This window comes from Massilia sp. GER05, assembly GCF_052056005.1.
In the GTDB taxonomy this organism is placed as follows: Bacteria; Pseudomonadota; Gammaproteobacteria; order Burkholderiales; family Burkholderiaceae_D; genus Telluria; species Telluria orientalis.
In genome coordinates this window covers 5,524,170-5,544,976 of record NZ_CP178858.1, presented here as the reverse complement: position 1 = coordinate 5,544,976, position 20,807 = coordinate 5,524,170, and the positions used below count along the sequence as shown (strand labels likewise).

At 66.6% G+C, this 20,807-nt stretch carries 10 protein-coding genes; 9 read left to right on the top strand and 1 reads right to left on the bottom strand.

Going from position 1 to position 20,807, the window contains the following annotated elements:
• The first annotated feature begins 17 nt into the window (after positions 1-17).
• The 4 genes from ACL58G_RS24490 to ACL58G_RS24475 all read left to right on the top strand — a co-directional run bounded on the left by ACL58G_RS24490 (position 18) and on the right by ACL58G_RS24475 (position 9,510).
• On the top strand, positions 18-2,885 hold the full coding sequence (locus tag ACL58G_RS24490; protein ID WP_440963473.1) for a TonB-dependent receptor: 2,868 nt from the start codon (positions 18-20) through the stop codon (positions 2,883-2,885).
• Positions 2,886-2,909: 24 nt separating this feature from the next.
• Complete coding sequence (locus ACL58G_RS24485) at positions 2,910-5,252, top strand: beta-galactosidase (RefSeq protein ID WP_440963472.1); 2,343 nt, start codon at positions 2,910-2,912, stop codon at positions 5,250-5,252.
• Positions 5,253-5,268: 16 nt separating this feature from the next.
• Positions 5,269-6,522 carry a DUF2264 domain-containing protein gene (locus ACL58G_RS24480; RefSeq protein WP_440963471.1) on the top strand — a complete coding sequence of 418 codons (1,254 nt, stop codon included), beginning with the start codon at positions 5,269-5,271 and terminating at the stop codon, positions 6,520-6,522.
• Positions 6,523-6,741: 219 nt separating this feature from the next.
• Positions 6,742-9,510 carry a TonB-dependent receptor gene (locus tag ACL58G_RS24475; RefSeq protein WP_440963470.1) on the top strand — a complete coding sequence of 923 codons (2,769 nt, stop codon included), beginning with the start codon at positions 6,742-6,744 and terminating at the stop codon, positions 9,508-9,510.
• Between the two features lie 66 nt (positions 9,511-9,576).
• Here the strand turns inward: ACL58G_RS24475 and ACL58G_RS24470 are convergent, their stop codons facing one another.
• Positions 9,577-10,470 (bottom strand): alpha/beta hydrolase, encoded by an 894-nt coding sequence (locus ACL58G_RS24470; protein ID WP_413387981.1) that lies wholly within the window; start codon positions 10,468-10,470, stop codon positions 9,577-9,579.
• Between the two features lie 275 nt (positions 10,471-10,745).
• Between ACL58G_RS24470 and ACL58G_RS24465 the strand changes: the two genes are divergently transcribed.
• The 5 genes from ACL58G_RS24465 (at position 10,746) to ACL58G_RS24445 (ending at position 20,807) form a co-directional block, all read left to right on the top strand.
• Positions 10,746-12,902 (top strand): glycoside hydrolase family 3 C-terminal domain-containing protein, encoded by a 2,157-nt coding sequence (locus ACL58G_RS24465; protein ID WP_413389099.1) that lies wholly within the window; start codon positions 10,746-10,748, stop codon positions 12,900-12,902.
• Between the two features lie 131 nt (positions 12,903-13,033).
• Positions 13,034-14,245, top strand: a complete 1,212-nt coding sequence (locus ACL58G_RS24460) for a helix-turn-helix domain-containing protein (protein WP_413387982.1) — start codon at positions 13,034-13,036, stop codon at positions 14,243-14,245.
• A gap of 177 nt (positions 14,246-14,422) precedes the next feature.
• On the top strand, positions 14,423-17,467 hold the full coding sequence (locus ACL58G_RS24455) for a TonB-dependent receptor (protein ID WP_440963469.1): 3,045 nt from the start codon (positions 14,423-14,425) through the stop codon (positions 17,465-17,467).
• Between the two features lie 79 nt (positions 17,468-17,546).
• The gene (locus ACL58G_RS24450) at positions 17,547-19,064 is read left to right on the top strand and encodes a tryptophan halogenase family protein (protein WP_440963468.1); all 1,518 of its coding nucleotides are present in this window, start codon (positions 17,547-17,549) and stop codon (positions 19,062-19,064) included.
• 111 nt (positions 19,065-19,175) lie between these two features.
• The gene (locus tag ACL58G_RS24445) at positions 19,176-20,807 is read left to right on the top strand and encodes an alpha-L-fucosidase (protein WP_440963467.1); all 1,632 of its coding nucleotides are present in this window, start codon (positions 19,176-19,178) and stop codon (positions 20,805-20,807) included.

The following is a 20,807-nucleotide window of genomic DNA, read 5'->3' as shown; positions in this document are numbered from 1 at the left end:
ACAAGAATGGAGACAAGATGAACAAGAAGTTGCTCGCCACGCTGCTGCCGGTGGCGCTGGCCGCCGCCTATGGGAACCAGGCCCTGGCACAGGATGCGACGGCGCCCGCCGCGCCGACCACCGAACCGGCACCGCCGGCCGCGGACGCGCCCGCCGCGACCACCGTCGTCGTCACGGGCTTCCGTTCCAGCCTGCAGAAGGCGCTGAACCTGAAGCAGCAGGCGATCGGCGTGCGCGATTCGATCGTCGCCGAGGACATCGGCAAATTCCCCGAGGCGAACGTGGCCGAGTCGCTGCAGCGCGTGCCGGGCGTGATCCTGAACCGCGACGAAAGCTCGGCGGAAGGCCAGCGCATCTCGATCCGCGGCCTGCCGACCGAATACACGGTGACCACGCTGAACGGCGCGCCGGTCAACACGACGTCGACGAGCACCATCGGCAGCGCGGCGCGCGGTTTCAACTACGACGTGTTCGCATCCGAACTGTTCGGCCGCGTCGACTTCTACAAATCCCCGCTGGCCGAACTGCCGGAAGGCGGCATGGGCGGCGTCGTCGACCTGCAGACACCGCGTCCGTTCGACAATCCGAAGCGCACCGTTCGCTACGGCGTGTCGGCCGCCTACAACACGATGTCGGAGAAGACCGATCCGAACCTGTTCGCGCTGTATTCGAACACGTGGGGCAACTGGGGCTTCCTGGCCGGTGCGTCGCACTCGAAGGCCGTCAACAACCGCTCCGGCTTCGAGGCCACGGGCGGCTACAACAGCTCGCGCCGCGGCAGCGCCTCGCCCGTGCTGGGCAACTTCGCGTTGCAGCTGGACTACGACGATCCGCGCGCGAACCTGTCCGGCTATACCCGCGACCAGGTCGACAACGCGCTGCTGCCCCGCATCTACCGCTTCTACGGCTCGCAGAACCGCCGCACGCGCGACGGCCTCGTGACGTCGCTGCAGTACAAGGAAGGCGGCCTGAATATCAGCCTGGACGGCCTCGCCTCGCAACTGCAGAACAGCCGCGACGAACTGTATTACGGCATCCTGATCCGCAACAGCAAGACGACGAACCGCGCCGCGCCGGCCGGCCAGGCGGGCCACAACGGGCTCGTGCCGCTGGACGTGCACATCGACCCGGCGTCGAACCTGTTGACAGGCACCTTCGGCAATACGTCGTACAGCAGCGGCGTCACGTACGGCGAGGACAAGACGAAGTTCGGCTACCTCGCCCTGAACGGCCGCTGGGAAGTGAAAAAGGGCACCGTGCTGACCGGCCAGCTGTCCGCGAACAACAGCGACGCGAAGAGCTACCAGGACACGCTGTCGGGCCAGATCTTCGGCGTCGATTCCACCATCGACTACGGTTCGGACCACGTGTACCCGTCGATGTCGTCGAACGTCGACTACACGAACCCCGCCAACTTCACGGGCTTCGACATCAACACCGGCTGGACGCGCGAGACGGACAAGGGCCGCCAGGCGCGCCTCGTGCTGGACCAGGACTACGACCTGTGGGGCGGCTGGACGGGCCACTTCAAGGGCGGCCTCGTGTACGTCGACACGACGAAGACGATCGAGAAGCGCAACGGCACGACCGCCATGGTGGCCAAGCTGAAATCGTTCGGCGACGCGGGCCTGCGCAGCAACATGGTGTCGGCCCTGCCGATCCCGAACCTGGACATGGGCGACGGCTGGCCGCATCAATTCGGCACGTTCACGCGCAGCTACACGTATTCGACGTACGACCCGCTGGCCTACAACACGCCTGCCGCCTTCACGCCGGCGCAGAGCTTCGGCGCGGAAGAGAAGGTCACCACCGGTTTCGTGCAGTCCGACTTCAAGGGCGAAGTGCTCTCCCGCGAACTGCGCATCAACGCCGGCGTGCGCTGGGCGCAGACGAAGCTGGGCATCGACAACTACAAGAAGTCGGGCACGGGCGGCGCCTACCTGCCGAACCAGGAACACGGCAAGTATACGAACGTGCTGCCGGCCGTCAGCGCCGCGTACGACCTGACGGAAGACCTGATCTGGCGCGCGTCGTACGGCAAGACGATCAGCCGCGCATCGCTGTCGATCATCGCCGCGCAGACCGTCATCCCGAACCCGTTCGACAACACGGCCACCGCCGGCAATCCGAACCTGAAGCCGCAGCAATCGAAGAACCTCGACACGAGCCTGGAGTGGTACTTCAAGCCGGGCAGCCTCCTGTCGGCCGCGTACTTCAAGAAGGATCTGACCGACGCCACCGTGTCGAGCACGACGCAGACCACGTTCGGCGCACTGGGCCTGCCGGATACGGCGCTGGGCGCGATCTTCCAGGACAAGAACGGCCGCGTCGACCCGAACCTGCCGATGACGTTGCGCACCTACGGCAACGCGGGCCAGCAGACGTTGAAAGGCTACGAGCTCGCGTACCAGCAGGACTTCAACTTCCTGCCCGATCCGTTCAAGGGCCTGGGCGCGCTGGCCAGCTATACGCACATCGATCCGTTCAACAGCCAGAAATGGATCACGAACGCCGGCAAGGAAATCGAAGTCAACTCGGTGCCGAAGTACGCGTACAGCTTCACGACGTATTACGAGCGCGGCCCGCTGGCGATGCGCCTGTCGTACAACTACAAGGGCCGCTCGCTGCACGGCGACAATCCGAAGAACAACGGCGACGATTTGATTCGCTGGCGCGCCGCCCGCGGTTACCTGGACGGCACCATCAGCTACAAGCTGACCGAGAACCTGGAACTGCGTCTCGACGCGCTGAACCTGACCAACACGCTGTCGTACGATTACTTCGAGGATGCGACGGGCCAGTACGGCGACGGCCACCGCACCCGCATGGACTATGCGAAGTATGACGGCCGCACCATCAAGTTCGGCCTGCGCGGCAAGCTCTGATTCTTCATTTATTCTTACGACCACATGACCATCAGTTTCCAACGCCGCCGCCTGCTGCAGGGCGCGGCCCTGCTGCCTTTCACGGGCACACTGCACGCGGCGGCCTCCCGGCGCTTCGCGATCGGCGACCACGACTTCCTGCTGGACGGGAAACCGATCCAGATCCGCTGCGGCGAGATGCACTTCGCCCGCGTGCCGCGCGAGTACTGGGCGCACCGCCTGAAGACCATCAAGGCGATGGGCCTCAATACCGTGTGCGCCTACCTGTTCTGGAACTACCACGAATGGAGAGAGGGCCGCTACGACTGGGCCGCGCAGCGCGACGCCGCGGAGTTCTGCCGGCTCGCGCAGCAGGAAGGACTGTGGGTGATCCTGCGTCCCGGTCCGTACGCCTGCGCCGAATGGGAGATGGGCGGCCTGCCGTGGTGGCTGCTGAAGCACGACGGCGACGCGTTCCTGCGCACGCGCGACGAGGCCTATCTCGCGCCGGCGCGGCGCTGGCTGAAGGAAGTCGGGCGCGTGCTCGGCCCGCAGCAGGTCACGCACGGCGGTCCGATCCTGATGGTGCAGGTCGAGAACGAGTACGGCTTCTACGGCGACGACGTGGGCTACCTCCGCGTGCTGCGCCAGGCCTTGCTGGATGCGGGCTTCGACGTGCCGCTGTTTCAGTGCAATCCGACGAATGCCGTGGCGCGTACGCACATTCCGGAACTGTTCTCGGTGGCGAACTTCGGCAGCGACCCGGTGGCCGGCTTCAAGGCGCTGGACGCCGTGCAGAAGGGCCCGCGCATGTGCGGCGAGTACTACTCCGGCTGGTTCGACACGTGGGGATCGCCGCACCGCCGCGGCGGCGTGGAAGGGGCGACGAAGGACATCGCCGCGATGCTGAAGGCGAATGGGTCGTTCAGCCTGTACATGGCGCACGGCGGCACGACGTTCGGGCTGTGGGGCGGTTGCGACCGCCCGTTCCGGCCCGATACGACGAGCTATGACTACGACGCGCCGATCAGCGAGGCGGGATGGATCGGCGCGAAGTTCGACGCGTACCGCGCGGCCATGACGCCGTTCCTGGCGGCGGGCGAAAAGCTGCCGGAGCCGCCGCCGCGCATGCCCGTCATGACGGTGGCGCCGTTCGCGCTGGCGGAATCGGTGCCCGTCAAATCGGCGCTGCCGGCCCGGATGATCAAGGACCAGTCGCCGCGGCCGATCGAGCAGTACGACATCAGCCGCGGCCTCGTCTCGTATCGGGTGACCCTGCCGGCCGGCCCGGCGGGCGTCGTGGAAGTGGCGCGTGCGCGCGACCTCGCGTGGGTCACGCTCGACGGCAGGCAGCTCGGCACGTTCGACACGCGCCACCGCCGCTACAAGGTCGACGTGCCCGCGCGCAGCAAGCCGGCCGTGCTGGAGATCCTGCTGTACACGATCGCGCGCGTGAACTTCGGTCCCGAAGTCCATGACCGCAAGGGCATTCATGGTCCGGTCACGTTCACGGCGAAAGGCGGCGCCGCGCAGCCGCTGGAAAACTGGGAAATCCGCGCGCTCGATTTCGACGCGGACGGCGTGCTGCCGAAGCTGGCGTTCAGGAAGGGCCGCGGCAAGGGCGCCGCGTTCTACCGCGGCGGCTTCGATGCGGCGCGCACGGAGGACACGTTCCTCGACATGTCGGCGTGGGGCCAGGGCGTCGTCTGGATCAACGGCCGCTGCCTGGGACGTTTCTGGAGCATCGGCCCCACGCAGACGATGTATCTGCCGGGACCGTGGATCCGCAAGGGCCGCAACGAGGTCGTCGTGCTGGACCTGACGGGACCGCGCGGGCAGGGCACGCCGACGATCGCCGGCCTGGAAACGCCGATCCTCGACCAGCTGCACCGCGAGCGCGATTTCCCGCGCCCGCCCAGCACCGCGCGCGTGCAGCTGGATGGTGTGAAGCCGGCGCACGAAGGCGAATTCGCGCCCGGCTCGCAGACGCAGGACGTGCGCTTCGCCGCGGCCGTGAAAGGCCGCCAGTTCTGCCTGGAGTCGCTCGACGCGTTCGACGGCAAGCCGTTTGCTGCCGTGGCGGAGCTGGCGCTGCTGGACAAGGATGGCAAGACGCTGGACCAGTCCAACTGGACCATCGCCTGGGTCGACAGCGAGGAAGCGACGAAGGAGGACGGCGGGGCGCTGAACGCGATCAATGGCCAGAACAGCGACTACTGGATCACGGCGGACAAGGCCGCGTACCCGCACCGCCTCGTGATCGACCTGGGACGCGGCATGGACGTGGCCGGCCTGCGCTACGTGCCGCGCCAGGGACCGGACGGCACGCCGGGACGCATCCGCCGCTTCCGCGCCTACGTGGGCGATACCCTGGTGGTGGACAAATAATCAACGAAGGAGACGCATGAAACGACGACACTTCATGGGCAGCTTCGCGGCCGCCGCCGGTGCCATGGGCCTGAAGGGCGCCCACGCGGCCACGCCGGCACCACGCGCGGGGAACGACCGCGAGTGGATGCTGAACCTGCTGCGCCGGATGGCCGAGCCCGTGCTGGAAGCGATGGCGCGGGGCGAGCTGAAAAAACGCTTCGCGCTGGAGCTGAGCCCCACGTGGGACGGCCGGAGCCCGCAGGTCGCGTACCTGGAATGCTTCGGCCGGCTCATCGCGGGCATCGCGCCGTGGCTGGCGCTGCCCGACGATGCGACGCCGGAAGGCCGCCTGCGCGCGCGCCTGCGCCAGCTCGCGCTGCAGTCGTATGCGCACGCCGTCGATCCGAACAGCCCGGACTACCTGTCCTGGCGCGAGCATGGCCAGGCGCTCGTCGACTCGTCCTATTTCACGAATGCGCTGCTGCGCGCGCCGAAAGCCTTGTGGGATCCGCTCGACGCCACGACGAAGCAGCGCATCGTCACCGAGATCAAGGGCCTGCGCCGCGTGGAGCCGCCGTACATCAACTGGATGCTGTTCGCGGCGATGAACGAGGCGTTCCTGCTGGCCGTCGGCGAGCAGGCCGACCCGATGCGCACGAACGTCGCGATCCGCAAGGTGAACGAGTGGTACGTGGGCGACGGCTGGATCAAGGACGGCGAGACGTTCCACTTCGATTACTACAACTCGTACGTGATGTACCCGATGCTGGTCGAGATCCTCGAGGTGCTGGAGCGGCACAATGCGCCGTTCTGGAACGGCAAGCCGGCGGACCTGCGCGCCCAGGCGACGAAGCGCATGCAGCGCTACGGCGAGCACCTGGAGCGCTTCATTTCGCCGACGGGCACGTATCCCCCGATCGGCCGCTCGCTCACGTACCGCACGGCCGTGTTCCAGCCGCTCGCGCTGCTGGCCTGGCGCAAGCAGCTGCCGGCCAGCCTGCCGGAGGGGCAGGTCAGGGCGGCCATGCAGGCGGTGCACGAGGCCGTGTGGTCGGACCCGACGAACTTCACGAAGGACGGCTACCTGACCCTCGGCTTCGTCGGCCACCACCCGGAACTGGCCGACATCTATTCGAACAACGGCAGCATGTACATCGCCTCCGAAAGCCTGCTCGCGCTGGGCTTGCCGGCGACGGACTCCTACTGGACGAGCCCCGCCCAGGACTGGACGCAGAAGAAGGCCTTTGCAGGCCGCCCGTTCCCGAAGGATTACGCGGTCAACTACTGAAGCACATGCGGTGCGCATCGTCTTATATGTTTTTGGCATGCCAGAGCGTAAAGAAGCCATAGAGGCAACGATCGCACTGCTACGTACAATAAAACTCGGTGGGCGTAAAGACCACGGCGATCACGGCGCCGGAGCCCCCTTTTTGCGCCGTTTTGCGACAACGTTGTCGCCGCCTTGCAGGAATCACACATTCAAATAACGGAGATTGGAGACAAGAACATGATCAAGAACCGGATCAGCAAGACCGTACTCGCGACGGTCATCGCCGAACTGTGCATCACCGGCTATGCCGGCGCGCAGACGGCGACCGCGCAGCCCGCGGGCGGCGAAGTGCAGCAGGTGGTCGTCAGCGGCATCCGCGCGTCACTCAGCTCGTCGCTGATGACGAAGCGGCTGCAGGACGGCGTCGTCGATGCCGTGTCGGCGGAGGATGCGGGCAAGTTCCCGGACACGAACATCGCCGAGTCGCTGCAGCGCGTGACGGGCGTGCAGATCCAGCGCAACAACGGCGAGGGCCGCTACATCTCCGTGCGCGGCCTGGGTCCGGAATTCAACAACGTCCTGATCAACGGCCGCACGATGACGAGCGATACGGGCGGCCGCGAGTTCTCGTTCGACGTGCTGTCGTCCGACCTGATCTCCAAGGCCATCGTGTACAAGACCTCGCAGGCCTTCCTGCCGGAAGGCGGCATCGGTTCGACGGTCGACATCCAGACGGCGCGCCCGCTGTCCGGCAAGGCCGGCAGCTCGACCGTCGTCAACGTGTCGGATTCGTGGGACTCGAATTCGCGCAAGAACACGCCGAACCTCAGCGCCCTGTACTCGTACGCGAACGCGGAAAAGAACTTCGGCGTGTCCGGCTCGCTGTCGTACACGGACCGCGCCTCGCGCCAGTACAAGGCGCTCAACGACGCGTGGAACCTGCTGGACGTGAAGACGATCAACGGCAACCTGAATTCCAAGGGGCTCACGGCCGCCGACGTCACGACGAAGAAGCTGCTCATGCCGCAAAGCTACGGCTTCCAGAACGAGGACGAAAGCCGCAAGCGCCTCGTCGCCAACACGACGGTGCAGTACAACCCGTCGCGCGACTGGAAGATCACGGCCGACGCCCTGTATTCGCGCCTGAACCAGCGTAACAAGGTGATCGCCATCAGCGACTGGATGAATCCGACCCAGCTGAACGTGAAGACCGACGCGAACGGCCAGGTGACGGGTTTCGACCGTCCGGGCTCGAACTTCGTCGCCAACAACCCGGGCCTGGCCGCGGCGGGCATCCTGACCGAGGCGAACTCGAACGACATGATCGTCAAGGGCGGCGACCGCCTGTCGACCACGCTGGCCTACGGCCTGAATTCGAAGTGGAACCTGTCGCCGGACTGGAAACTGGAAGCCGACCTGTCGTCGTCGCGCACGGCGATCGGCTATCCCGACCTGTGGATCGTGGCCGGCATGGTGCCGAAGAACGGCGACGTGCTGACGTTCGGCTCGACGCCGACCGTGAACTTCGGCGACGGTATCGCAGATCCGTCGGCCGTGCGCGCCCACGCGGTCGGGAACACCATCGCCTCGAACCACGACAACCTGCACGAAGGCCGCCTGAACGCCACCTGGAACACGGACATGGGCTGGTTCAAGGGCCTCCAGATGGGGACCGCGTACTCGCAGCGCAAGGTCGAGCACATCCAGTGGAGCTCCGATTCGTGGAACGCCTTCTCCGGCTACCACGTGTCGCTGCCGTCGTCGCTGTTCACCGTGACGCCGCTGGGCAATCCGTTCGGCAGCGGCGGCGGCGTGCCGGCGAACTTCCTGAGCTTCGATCCGTACGAGTACATGGCTTACCTGAACCAGCCGTCGCTGATCCCGCAATCGAACGACCCGGCCCATTACGCCGACAAGTCGGTCTTCCCGAACGGCCCGATGGCGATCGACTACACGAAGCCGTCGCTGTGGGCAGTGCGCGAGAAGGTGGCGAACGCGTTCGTCCAGTCGAGGTGGGAAGGCGAGGGCTGGTCCGGCGACCTGGGCCTGCGCTACATGCACGTGAAGTCGCAGTCCTCGGGCACCAGCCGTATCCTGCTGTCGGCCGTGCAAAGCCCGAACGACACGACCTATATCCAGAACTGGGGCCCGATGCAGACGAATTCGGTCGACAACAGCTACAACGCGTGGCTGCCGTCCGCCAACCTCAAGTTCGACCTCACGTCCGACATGCTGCTGCGTTTCGGCGCGTCGAAGACGCTGACCCGTCCGACGCTGAACCAGATGGGCGTCAGCAATTCGTATGGCGGCCGTACCGGCTATGTCACGAGCGGCGGCGGCAACCCGTACCTGAAGCCGATGCGTTCGAATAACCTGGACGTGTCGTACGAATGGTACCTGTCGAAGACGAACTACGTCAGCGCCGCCCTGTTCATGAAGAAGGTGTCGGACTTCCTGGAGACGTCGCTGCAGGACACGAAGCTGCCCCAGTACCCGAACGAGATCGTGCACGACACCCGTGTCCGCAACGGCCAGAAGGGCACGATCAAGGGCGCGGAACTCGCTGGCCAGTACGCGTTCGACAACATCCATCCGCTGCTGGAAGGCTTCGGCGTGACGGCGAACTACACGTACGTGGATGCGGAAGCGAATCGCGATTCGTCCGAGGGTCCCGTGACCTGCGGCTATCCGGGCCTGTCGCGCCAGTCGTACAACGCGTCGCTGTTCTTCGAGAACAGCAAGTTCCAGGCACGGGCCAGCTATAACTGGCGCAATCACTTCTCCATCGATTGCGGCGGCGGCAGCACCTTGCCGCGCAACCGCGCGGCCTACGGCCAGACGGATGCGAGCCTGCGCTACAACCTGACCCCGCAACTGTCGCTGTACCTGGACGCCATCAACCTGACGAACGCCAAGGTGCACGAGTACGCCAACAACGACAGCCAGTTCCTCACGCTGGAAAACGACGGCCGCCGCATCAATCTCGGCCTGCGGATGCAGTTCTAAGCAGCAGGGGTCAGAGTCCGGAGCCGCACGGCGGCGGTGCTCTGACCCCGAATTCCGACGCGCCGATTATTGGATCAGCTTGCGGTCACGCAGCCACTCCTCGGCGCGCTTCGGCCACAGCGAGAAGTCGCCGTGGCCGGCGCCCATGCCGGCACCGTGGCCGCCGCGCTCGAACAGGTGCATCTCCGCCGGCACCTTGGCGCGGGTGAGGGCCTGGAAGAACAGGATGCTGTTCTCGACCGGGACGGCGCCGTCGTCCTGCGCGTGGACGAGGAAGACGGGCGGCGTCTGCGCGGTCACGCGGGTCTCCACCGACATCGCCTTCACCTGTTCCGGCGCCGGATGGGCGCCCAGCAGGGCGTAGCGCGAGCCTTCGTGCGCGAACGGCGGCATCAGGGTGATCACCGGGTACACCAGCAGCGCGAAGTCGGGGCGCGCGCTGACGGCATCCAGCGCGGCGCCCGTGCGGCCTGCCGGGTCGTCGAACAGCGTGGCCGCGCTGGCGGCCAGGTGCCCGCCGGCCGAGCTGCCCATCACGCCGACATGGTCGGGCGCCACGCCGTAGTCGGCGGCATGCGCGCGCACGGTGCGCAGCGCGCGCAGCACGTCCTGCAGCGGCGCCGGGTGGCCGTAGTCCGCCAGCCGGTACTTCAGCACGAAGGCGGCGACGCCAAGGCTGGACAACCACTGCGCGTACTGCCTGCCTTCATGGTCCGCCGCCAGGAACTGGTAGCTGCCGCCCGGGCAGATGATGACCGCGGTCTTCGCGGCGTGGCCCGCGGCGGCGGGGTAATAGGTCAGCGACGGCTGCGAGACGTTGCTGATGAAGGTCCCGTCGATCTTTTCCGGGCCGGGATTCGCTTTCGCGTTCGGCACGCCTTCCGGCCAGAGCGGAATCACGGCCGTCTGCGCCTGGGCGCCGGCGGCGAGGAAGAACAGTGTCAACAACAGTTTGCGCATGGGAAACCCCTTGAAATAAAAGGGATTGTCGTCACGGGCGCGCGCACGGCGCAATTATGAAAATGGTGGAGTGCGGCAATGATTTCTGCCGATGCTGCGATTTCATGTGCCGCCCGCGCGATTTTCGTGTGCCGTTCCGGGCCCGACCCGGCTACCATCTCCCCTTTTTGCAAGAGGAGCTGCACGTGGACCGTCTCGCCACCATCAGGAACAGGATCGCACTGCTGTGCGCCACCGCCGTCTGCTGCGGCAGCGTGCTCGCCGCCGAGCCATGGATGAATGCGAAGCTTCCGGCGGACGAGCGGGCCGCCCTCGTGCTGCGCGAAATGACGCAGGACGAAAAACTGAAGCTCGTCTTCGGCTACTTTGGCATGGACAATGATGGCAAGAAGATGAAGCGCCCGGCGCCGTCGCACGACCAGTCGGCGGGTTTCATCTACGGCGTGCCGCGCCTGGGCATCCCGCACCTGTGGGAAACGGACGCCGGCCTCGGCGTCGCCAGCCAGGCCGGCCCGAACGTGCGCCCGGCGACGGCGCTCCCGTCCGGCCTGAACACGGCGGCCACGTGGGACGTCGACACCGCCTACGCGGGCGGCGCGATGATCGGCGCGGAAGCGCGCGCCTATGGCTTCAACGTGCTGCTGGCGGGCGGCGTCAACCTGATGCGCGATCCGCGCAACGGGCGCAATTTCGAATACGGCGGCGAGGACCCGCTGCTGGCCGGCCGCATGGTCGGCGCGCAGATCCGTGGCATCCAGTCGAACCACGTCGTCTCCACGCTGAAGCACTTCGCGCTGAACGACCAGGAGGCGGGCCGCACGACGCTGAACGTCCTGATCTCCGAGCAGGCCGCAGTGACGTCCGACCTGCTGGCGCTGCAGATCGCGAACGAGGAGGGCAATCCCGGCGCCGTGATGTGCGCCTATAACCGCGTCAACGGCGCCTACTCGTGCGAGAACCGCTGGCTGCTGACCGACGTGCTGAAGGGCGACTGGGGCTTCAAGGGCTGGGTCATGTCGGACTGGGGCGCCGTCCACAGCACGGTGCCGGCGGCGAACGCCGGCCTGGACCAGCAGTCGGGCATGCCGTTCGACCTGGCCGACTACTTCGGCGCGCCGCTGAAGGAAGCCGTCGCGAACGGCTGGGTACCGCAGGCGCGCCTGGACGACATGGCGCGCCGCATCCTGCGCTCGATGTTCGAGCACGGCGTCGTCGACCACCCCGTGGCGCCGGCGCCGGAGGCTATCGACTTCAAGGCCCATGCGGCCGTGTCGATCAAGGATGCGCAGGAAGGCATGGTCCTGCTGAAGAATGCCGCGCGCGCGCTGCCCCTGGCCCCGGCCGTGAAGCGGATCGCCGTCGTCGGCGGCCACGCGGACAAGGGCGTGCTGGCGGGCGGCGGCTCGTCGCTCGTGTACCCGGCCGGCGGCAATGCGGTGCCGGGCATCGCGCCGACGTCCTGGCCCGGCCCGGTCATGTATTACCCGTCGGCGCCGCTGGAAGCGATCCGCCGGCGCGCGCCCGGCGCGACGGTCACGTATGCCGACGGCGCCGACCGCGCCGCGGCGGCTGCGCTGGCGCGCGAGGCCGACGCCGTCGTCGTGTTCGCGACCCAGTGGACGGGCGAGGGCGTGGACGCGCCCGACCTGTCCCTGCCGGCCGGCCAGGACGACCTGATCGCGGCCGTGGCCGCGGCCAATCCGCGCACGGTGGTGGTACTGGAGACGGGCGGCCCCGTCGCCATGCCGTGGCTGTCGAACGTGGCCGCGGTGCTGGAAGCGTGGTATCCGGGCACGAGCGGCGGCGAGGCCATCGCGGGCATCCTGTTCGGCGAAGCCAACCCGTCCGGCCACCTGCCGGCCACGTTCCCGGCATCGACGGCGCAACTGCCGCGTCCCGTGCTGGACGGTTATCTGGACGGGAACGAACGCCGCTTCGACGTCGACTACCACGAAGGCGCGGCCGTCGGCTACAAATGGTTCGACCTGAAAGGCCTGAAGCCGCTGTTCCCGTTCGGGCACGGCCTGTCCTACACGGACTTCACGTTGTCCGGCCTGAAGGCCACCGTCAGCGACGGCATCGTGACCGCGTCGTTCACCGTCGCGAACACGGGCAAGCGGGCGGGCAAGGAAGTGGCGCAGATCTACGTGGCGCCCGTGGGCGCGCGCTGGGAGGCGCCGAAGCGCCTGGGCGGCTTCGCGAAGGTGGACGTGCGGCCCGGCGCCGCCGCGCAGGCGTCCGTGACCGTCGATCCGCGCCTGCTGGCCGTCTACGACGCGCCCACGAAGCGGTGGAATGTGGCGGCGGGCGACTACCGGGTCATCCTCGCGGCCAGCGCGGCGGACGACAAGGCGCAGGAGACGACGGTGCGCCTGGAAGCGGCGTCGTACGACGTCCACGGCAAGCCCCTGCGCACGCGCGCGGCGCCCTGACCGGTGAGCGTCGCCCCGTTGCGTAACTGCAACGCGGCGACGAAACCGCGATCCGGCGTGAGTGGGCTGTTATGATTCCAGCGACGTCCCCATGAGAGGTGACGGCCGGAGACAATCACCCACCATGCCATATGCAAGAGTTTTATAAGAAGGCGTTGTACGCGTTCATGCTGATCGTGCTCGCGGACGCGCTGCTGGCGATCGTGCTCGTCGACCGCAGCTATCTGTCGCAGCAGCTGCCGCTGGCGCGGGAGGCCGGCGATGCCGGCGATGCCGGCGCGCTCCGCTGGCGCGTCGGCGTCACGGCGAAGCAGTGGTACCCGCCGATGGTCCAGGTCGACGCCACGGCGCGCGACAAGCTGCGCTTCGACCTGAACCTGCCGGCGGCCGATCCGGATCCGAACGCGTCCGCGGACCTGCTGGCAAGCGACGGCGAGGGCCGGCCCCTGCAGGCCGACCTGTCGATGTACAGCACTATCTCGTTCGTCGCGAAATGCGCGCCCGCCAATTCGATGATGTTCATCGTCTCGAGCTTCGACGAGCACGTGTCACAGCGCGGGAATTACCTGACTTATCCGCCCGCCACGACCTATTTCTCGTGCAACGAGGCGGGCGTGCCGGTCACGCTCGACCTGACGCGGCTGACGATACCCCCATGGTGGTTCGACGCGGTGCATCGCGACCTGGCGCGCCAGGATTACCGGCTCGACCGCGTGGAGCGCATGGTCTTCGGCGCGACGCCGCAGAGTCCGCGCGGCGTTCCGGCCCACGTCGAGATCAGCTGGATCACGCTGCGTGGCCGCGACTACCGCTACCTGGCCTGGCTGGCGGGCCTCGTGACGGCGGGCTGGGTCGCGTTCGGCGTGTGGTTCTTCCGCGGCCACGCGCGCGCGATGCTCGCGAGCGTGGACGCGCAGCTCAAGAAGGACCTGCCGCTCGTCGCCTACCGCCAGCTGACGCTGGAGCCTTACCGCGACAAGGAAAAGGCGGCGGTGCTGAAGTTCATCGCGACGAATTACACGAATCCGGAACTGGACCTCGAAGGCGTCGTCGCCGCCACGGGGACGAACCGCACCAAGGTCAACGACGTGCTGAAATCGGAACTCGGCATGACGTTCACCAGTTACCTGAACAAGCTGCGCCTGACCGAGGCGGCACGGCTGCTCACCGAGAAAAACGAGACGACCGTCGCGGAGATCGCGTACTCGGTCGGGTATGCCAACGTCTCGTACTTCAACAAGCTGTTCAAGGAGGAATACGGGTGCACCCCGAAGGCCTTCCGCACGCTGGCGGAGCAGCAGGACCCGCCCGCCGATCCTGTGCAGGAAACCGCAGCGCCATGAGTGAAGTCGTTGCGCAAGCCATACACATCGCAATTTTCATGTGTCGCGCTGGTGATTTTCACAATTGTTCCACCGGTTGCTCCTGATCAAAATTGTTGCACCGCCATTAAGCGGTACATGCCGTCTTTCGGCATTCCGATAAGAACGGACGCACAAAAACGCAGAGGAGAATACCAAGTGAAGCAGTTCCAAAGAACCGCCATCGCGACCGGGGCAGCGCAGTTCGTGCTGATGGCCAGCGGGGCCATGTTCGCGCACGGCGCGTACGCGGCCGACGCCGTGAAGAGGGACGACACGACCACCGTCGTCGTCGTGGGCCAGCGGGCCGCACTGGAATCGGCCGCCGCCCGTAAGAAGAATGCGGACGAGATCGTCGACTCGATCGTCGCCGACGACATCGGCAAGCTGCCCGACAAGTCCGTGACCGAGGTGCTGCAGCGCGTCACCGGCATCACGATCGACCGCACGCTGAACCGCGTCGACCCGCAGCAGGGCGTGGGCGACGGCATCCAGCACTTCGCCGCCGAAGGCACGGGCGTGGCCATCCGCGGCCTGACGTACGTGCGTTCGGAACTGAACGGCCGCGATTCGTTCTCCGCGAACGGCGGCCGCTCGCTCAGTTTCGAGGACGTGCCGCCCGAGCTGATGACCGGCCTGGACGTGTACAAGAACCCGTCGGCCGAGCAGATCGAAGGCGGCATCAGCGGCCTCGTGAACCTGCGTACCGCGCTGCCGTTCGACTACAAGGGCAGCAAGGGCGCCGTGTCGGTCGAAGCGTCGCGTTCGCAACTGCGCGGCAAGAATGCACCGGCGTTCTCCGGCCTGCTGTCCAACCGCTGGAACACGGATTACGGCCAGTTCGGTGCGCTGGTCGACGTCGCCCATTCGCGCATGCGCACGCGCAGCGACGGCACGAGCCTCAGCCCGTACATCCCGCGCACCGATGCCGTCGTGGGCGACAAGAGCGGCGCCACGCGCTGGATCACGAACGGTGCCAGCTGGACCACCAATAACTTCGACCGCGACCGCGACGGCCTGTACGGCGCGCTGCAGTGGAAGAAGGACAAGCTGTCGTCCTACCTGACCTATTTCCGCTCGAAGTACGACATGACCACGACGGAAACGTCGGTGTCCCAGAACACGCCCCCGTCCGCGGCGATGCTGGATGCCGGCGCCGAATTCGACAGCCGCGGCGTACTGCTGCGGGGCGTCGTGCGCGATCCGTCGAATCCGGGCGTCAGCATCGGTACCCAGAGCCGCGTCGCGGCCCGCAAGTCCGATACGACCGACATCGCCTGGAACACGCAATGGCGCGCCACCGACCAGTGGACCCTGACCGCCGACCTGCAGCACACTTCCGCCTCGTCGGTGGGGTACGACAACACGCTGGGTATCGGCACGTTCCTGCCGAAGCTGACCACGAACGTGACCACGTCGCCGCCGACGCTGTCGTTCGACGCCGCGGACACCGCTTACCTGGCCGATCCGAACCACTACTACTGGAGCTTCACCCAGGAACACCGCGACGAGTCGATCGCGACCCAGAACGCGGCGCGTCTGGACGCCAAGTTCACGTTCGACAGCACCGTGCTGAACGACCTGCGTTTCGGCGTGCGCTTCACCAACCGCGACGCGATGACGCGCTCGACGCACGACAGCGACTGGGCCCAGATCTCGCAGACGTGGTCGGTCGACACCACCGGCAACGGCTGGCAACCGCTGTCCGACTTCGCCTGGCTGAGCAAGCCGAACCTGCGCATGCCGAACGACGTCGCGACGGCGCAGTTCGCAAACTTCTTCGGCGGCAAGGCCGGGATGCCGCCGGCCGTCGTCGTCCCGAACCAGGGGCTGCTGGCGGGCGGCCCGCCGGCGTCCTTCACCACCCTGCACAGCTACACGCAAGCGGTCTGCAAGCAACCGTGCTCGCAAACCTGGAACCCGGCCGCCTACGGCGACGACAAGGGACTGAACGGCCAGCATGAGAAGACCAAGGCCGCGTACGCGCAGCTGCGCTTCGGCGTCGACACCTTGCGCTTCCCGGTGGACGGTAACGTAGGCGTGCGCGTCGTGCGCACCGACATGGCGGCGACCGGCTATACGTTGTTCGATCCGCCGCAGAACCCGTTGCCGGTGGTGCCGCTGATCCCGCGCCTGGCGGACAAGCGCGACTTCAACCACAAGTACACGAACGTCCTGCCCAGCCTGAACCTGCGCATGAAGGCCAGCGACGAGCTGCAGTTCCGCGCCGCGTACTCGAAAGGCATGACGCGTCCGGACTTCTACCAGATGCAGGCCTACACGACGCTGGAACAGAAGGTGAACACGCACCAGGAAAACGGCCAGTCGGTGGTGGACTCGATCGATTACCAGGGCACCGCCCGCGGCAATCCGGTGCTGAAGCCCGTCACGTCGACCAACTTCGACCTGACGGCCGAGTACTACTTCGGCAAGGGCAACTCGCTGACTTTGGCCCTGTTCAACAAGCGCCTGAAGGACATCATCATCGGCAAGACGTCGGCGTACACGGTGAACGACACGACGGGAACGCCGCATGACTTCCTGATCACGTCGCCGGTCAACGGCGCGTCGGGCCGCCTGAACGGCGCGGAAATCGGCTACCAGCAGTATTTCGACAAGCTGCCTGGCCTGCTGTCCGGCTTCGGCGTGTCGGCCAACTACACGTACGTCGACAGCCGCCAGAACATGGGCAAGTCGCTGGTGAACGGCTGGTGCACGCCGAAGGGCACGCTGAACGCGAACCTGGCCCGCGATCTCTCCGGTTGCGACACGGACGGCCGCCTGCTGAACGCGGACAACACGCCGCTGATCGGGCTGTCGAAGAACTCGTACAACCTGGCCCTGCTGTACGACAAGGGCCCGTGGTCCGGTCGCCTGGCCTACAGCTGGCGCACGAAGTACCTGCAGGCGGTCAACGCCTTCGGCACGACCGGCAGCGACGGTATCGACGGCAATCCGGACAGCCCGACCTACCACCAGGGCAGTTCGGTCGGTTATGCGCTGCCGGTCTGGGGCGGTGCCTACGGCCAGCTGGACGCCGGCGTCCACTACAACGTCAACGAGCACCTGAACATCTCGGTGGAGGCGTCCAACCTGACCAATGCGCTGTACAAGCAGTTCATGCAGCAGAATATCGGCATGATGGAACGCGGCACGTTCTACACGGGCCGCCGCTACACGGTGCGGATGGGCTACACTTTCTGATAGCCGCCCCGTGAGTCATACGCCTCCCGCGACCCGGCCGGTCGCGGGAGGTTTTTGCGTTTCCGAACTGGAGAAAATTATGCCCGACAAGGCCATTCGTAAAATCGTCATCGTGGGCGGCGGTACCGCCGGCTGGATGACCGCCGCGCCGCTGGCGCTGAAGCTGGGCGCGTCCTGCGAGATCGTCCTCGTCGAGTCGCCGGAGATCGGCACCGTCGGCGTGGGCGAATCCACGCTGCCGACGATCCGCTACTACAACCACGCGCTCGGCATCGACGGCGCCGACTTCGTGCGGCGCACGAAGGCCACGTTCAAGCTGGGCATCGACTTCCGCGACTGGGGCCATCTCGGCAACCGGTTCTTCCACGGCTTCAGCGATTTCGGTCCGGCCATCGAAAACCGCCCGGCCTTCATGGTCTGGCTGCATCTCGCGCGCGACAATCCGGACATGCCGTCGTACGAGGAATGGTCGATCTCGACGGCGATGGCCCACCAGAACAAGTTCGTGCCGCCGCACGGCGACCAGCCCGGCCCCACCAATGCGTATTCGTACGCCTTCCAGTTCGACGCGGGCCTGTATGCCCTGTACCTGCGCGAGTACGCGATGGCGCGCGGCGTGCAGCGCGTCGAGGGCACGGTCGGCCACGTCGAGCAGCACCCGGAGACGGGCTTCATCACCGCGCTGCAGCTGAAGGACGGCCGCCGCATCGAGGGCGACCTGTTCGTCGACTGCACGGGGTTCCGCGGCCTGCTGATCGAAGGCGTGTACCAGGCTGGCTACGAGGACTGGAGCGCCATGCTGCCCTGTAACAGCGCCCAGGCCGTGCCCAGCGCGCTGGCCGACAAGCTCACGCCATACACGCGCTCGACGGCGAAGCCGGCCGGGTGGCAGTGGCGCATCCCGCTGCAGCACCGCAACGGCAACGGCCACGTGTACTGCAATGCGTTCATGTCGGACGACGAGGCGGGACGCGTGCTGCTGGACGGCCTGGACACCGAGGCGCTGCACGCGCCGCGCCAGCTGCGCTTCACGACGGGCCGGCGGCGCAAGTCGTGGGTCAAGAACTGCGTGGCGGTGGGCCTGTCGAGCGGCTTCCTCGAACCGCTCGAATCGACCAGCATCAACATCATCGAACTGGCGGTCGGCTGGCTGATCCAGTATTTCCCGGACCGCGACTGCAATCCGGAACTCGCCGACGAATTCAACCGCCTCGTCGCGCAGCGCTACGAATTCGTGCGCGACTTCATCGTCCTGCACTACAAGCTGACGAACCGCACCGATTCCGAGTTCTGGCGCTATTGCGCCAATATGCCCATCCCCGACACGCTGCAGCACCAGATCGACCTGTTCCGCACGTCCGGCCGCATCACCATCTACGACAAGGAAGGGTTCCAGGCCGATTCGTACGCGTCGATGATGCTGGGCCACGGCATCCGCCCCGAGCGGACCGACCCGCTGCTCGACCGCATGGACCAGCCGCGCCTGCTGGACCACTTCCGCAAGGTGCACGCGACGATCCGGCAGGTGGTCGGCGCGATGCCGGACCACGCCGAACTCCTGGCGCAAATTACCGGCGAACCTATACGAAAATCGTAATGGCTTCTGGCAGATTTGATAATTGCGGGCGTCCGGGGCCACGGGCACCATCCCGTGGATAGTCGAAGAGCCGCCTGTCGAGCGGCCGTCACCTACCTTGGAAAGATACCGATGAAACGACGTGAACTCCTGCAGCACATGGCGGCCGCCATCCCGGCGCTCGCCGTGTCCCCGTATGCCGGCGCCGCCGGCGCCCGCGTGCCCATGGCAACCGGCCCGTTCGAACCGACCTGGCCCTCGCTGTCCAGATACGAAACCCCGGACTGGTTCCGCAACGCCAAGTTCGGCATCTGGGCGCACTGGGGCCCGCAATGCGAGCCGGAGCACGGCGACTGGTACGCGCGCGGCATGTACGAGGAGGGCAGCGATCACTATCAATACCACGTCGCGAAATACGGTCATCCGTCGAAGTTCGGCTTCAAGGACGTGATCCATCGCTGGAAGGCGCAGCGCTGGAATCCGGACGAACTCGTGGGCCTGTACAAGAAGGCCGGCGCGAAGTACTTCGTCGCACTGGCGAACCATCACGACAACTTCGACCTGTACAAGAGCCGCTACCAGCCCGAGTGGAATTCGACGAAGCTGGGGCCGGGCAAGGACCTGGTCGGCGGCTGGCGCGACGCGGCCCGCAAGCACGGCCTGCGCTTCGGCGTGTCCGTGCACGCGGCCCACGCATGGAACTGGTACGAGACGGCGCAGGGCGCCGACAAGACCGGCCCGCTGGCCGGGGTGCCGTACGACGGCCGGCTGAAGAAGGCCGACGGCAAAGGCCAGTGGTGGAACGGGCTGGATCCGCAGGCGCTGTACGCGCAGAACCACCCAGTCAGCCGCGACGGCGGCAGCACCGACCAGCGCTGGGCATGGGGCGGCGGCGTGCTCCCGCCGGACAAGGCGTATGCGGACAAGCTGTACAACCGCACCGTCGACCTGCTCGACAACTACGACCCGGACCTCGTGTATTACGACGACACGGTGCTGCCCCTGTATCCGGTCAGCGACATCGGCATGCGCCTGGCCGCGCACATGTACAACCGCAGCGTCGCGAAGCACGGCAAGGTCGAAGCCGTCGTCAACGGCAAGATCCTCGACGAGGTGCAGCGCAAGTCGATGGTGTGGGACATCGAGCGGGGCCAGAGCCCGCGCATCGAACCGCTGCCGTGGCAGACCTGCACCTGCATCGGCAGCTGGCACTATGACCGCCGCATCTACGACCGCAAGGCGTACAAGAGCGCGCAGACCGTGGTGCACACGCTGATCGACATCGTCAGCAAGAACGGCAACCTGCTGCTGTCCGTGCCCGTGCGCGGCGACGGCACGATCGACGAGCAGGAACGCGCCATCGTCGAGGAAATCGGCCGCTGGATGGCCGTCAACGGCGAAGGCATCTACGATTCGCGCCCGTGGGCGCTGTACGGCGAAGGCCCGGTGGCGGAGGCGGCCGCGGCGCCGATGTCCGGCCCCGGCTTCAACGAAGGCAAGGGCAAGCCGTTCTCCGCCGCGGACATCCGCTTCACGACCGGCAAGGACGCCGTGTACGCGTTCGTGATGGGCTGGCCGGAAGACGGCACCGTGACCATCAAGGCCATGCGCGCCGGCGGCGAGCACCTCAGGAAGGCCGTGTCCCGCGTCGAACTCGTGGGCGGCGGCGTGCTCGCGTTCCACCAGACGGCCGAGGGCCTGCAGGTCACGCTGCCGCGCGAACGCGCCGCACTTCCGTATGCAATCACGCTGAAAGTCGCCTGA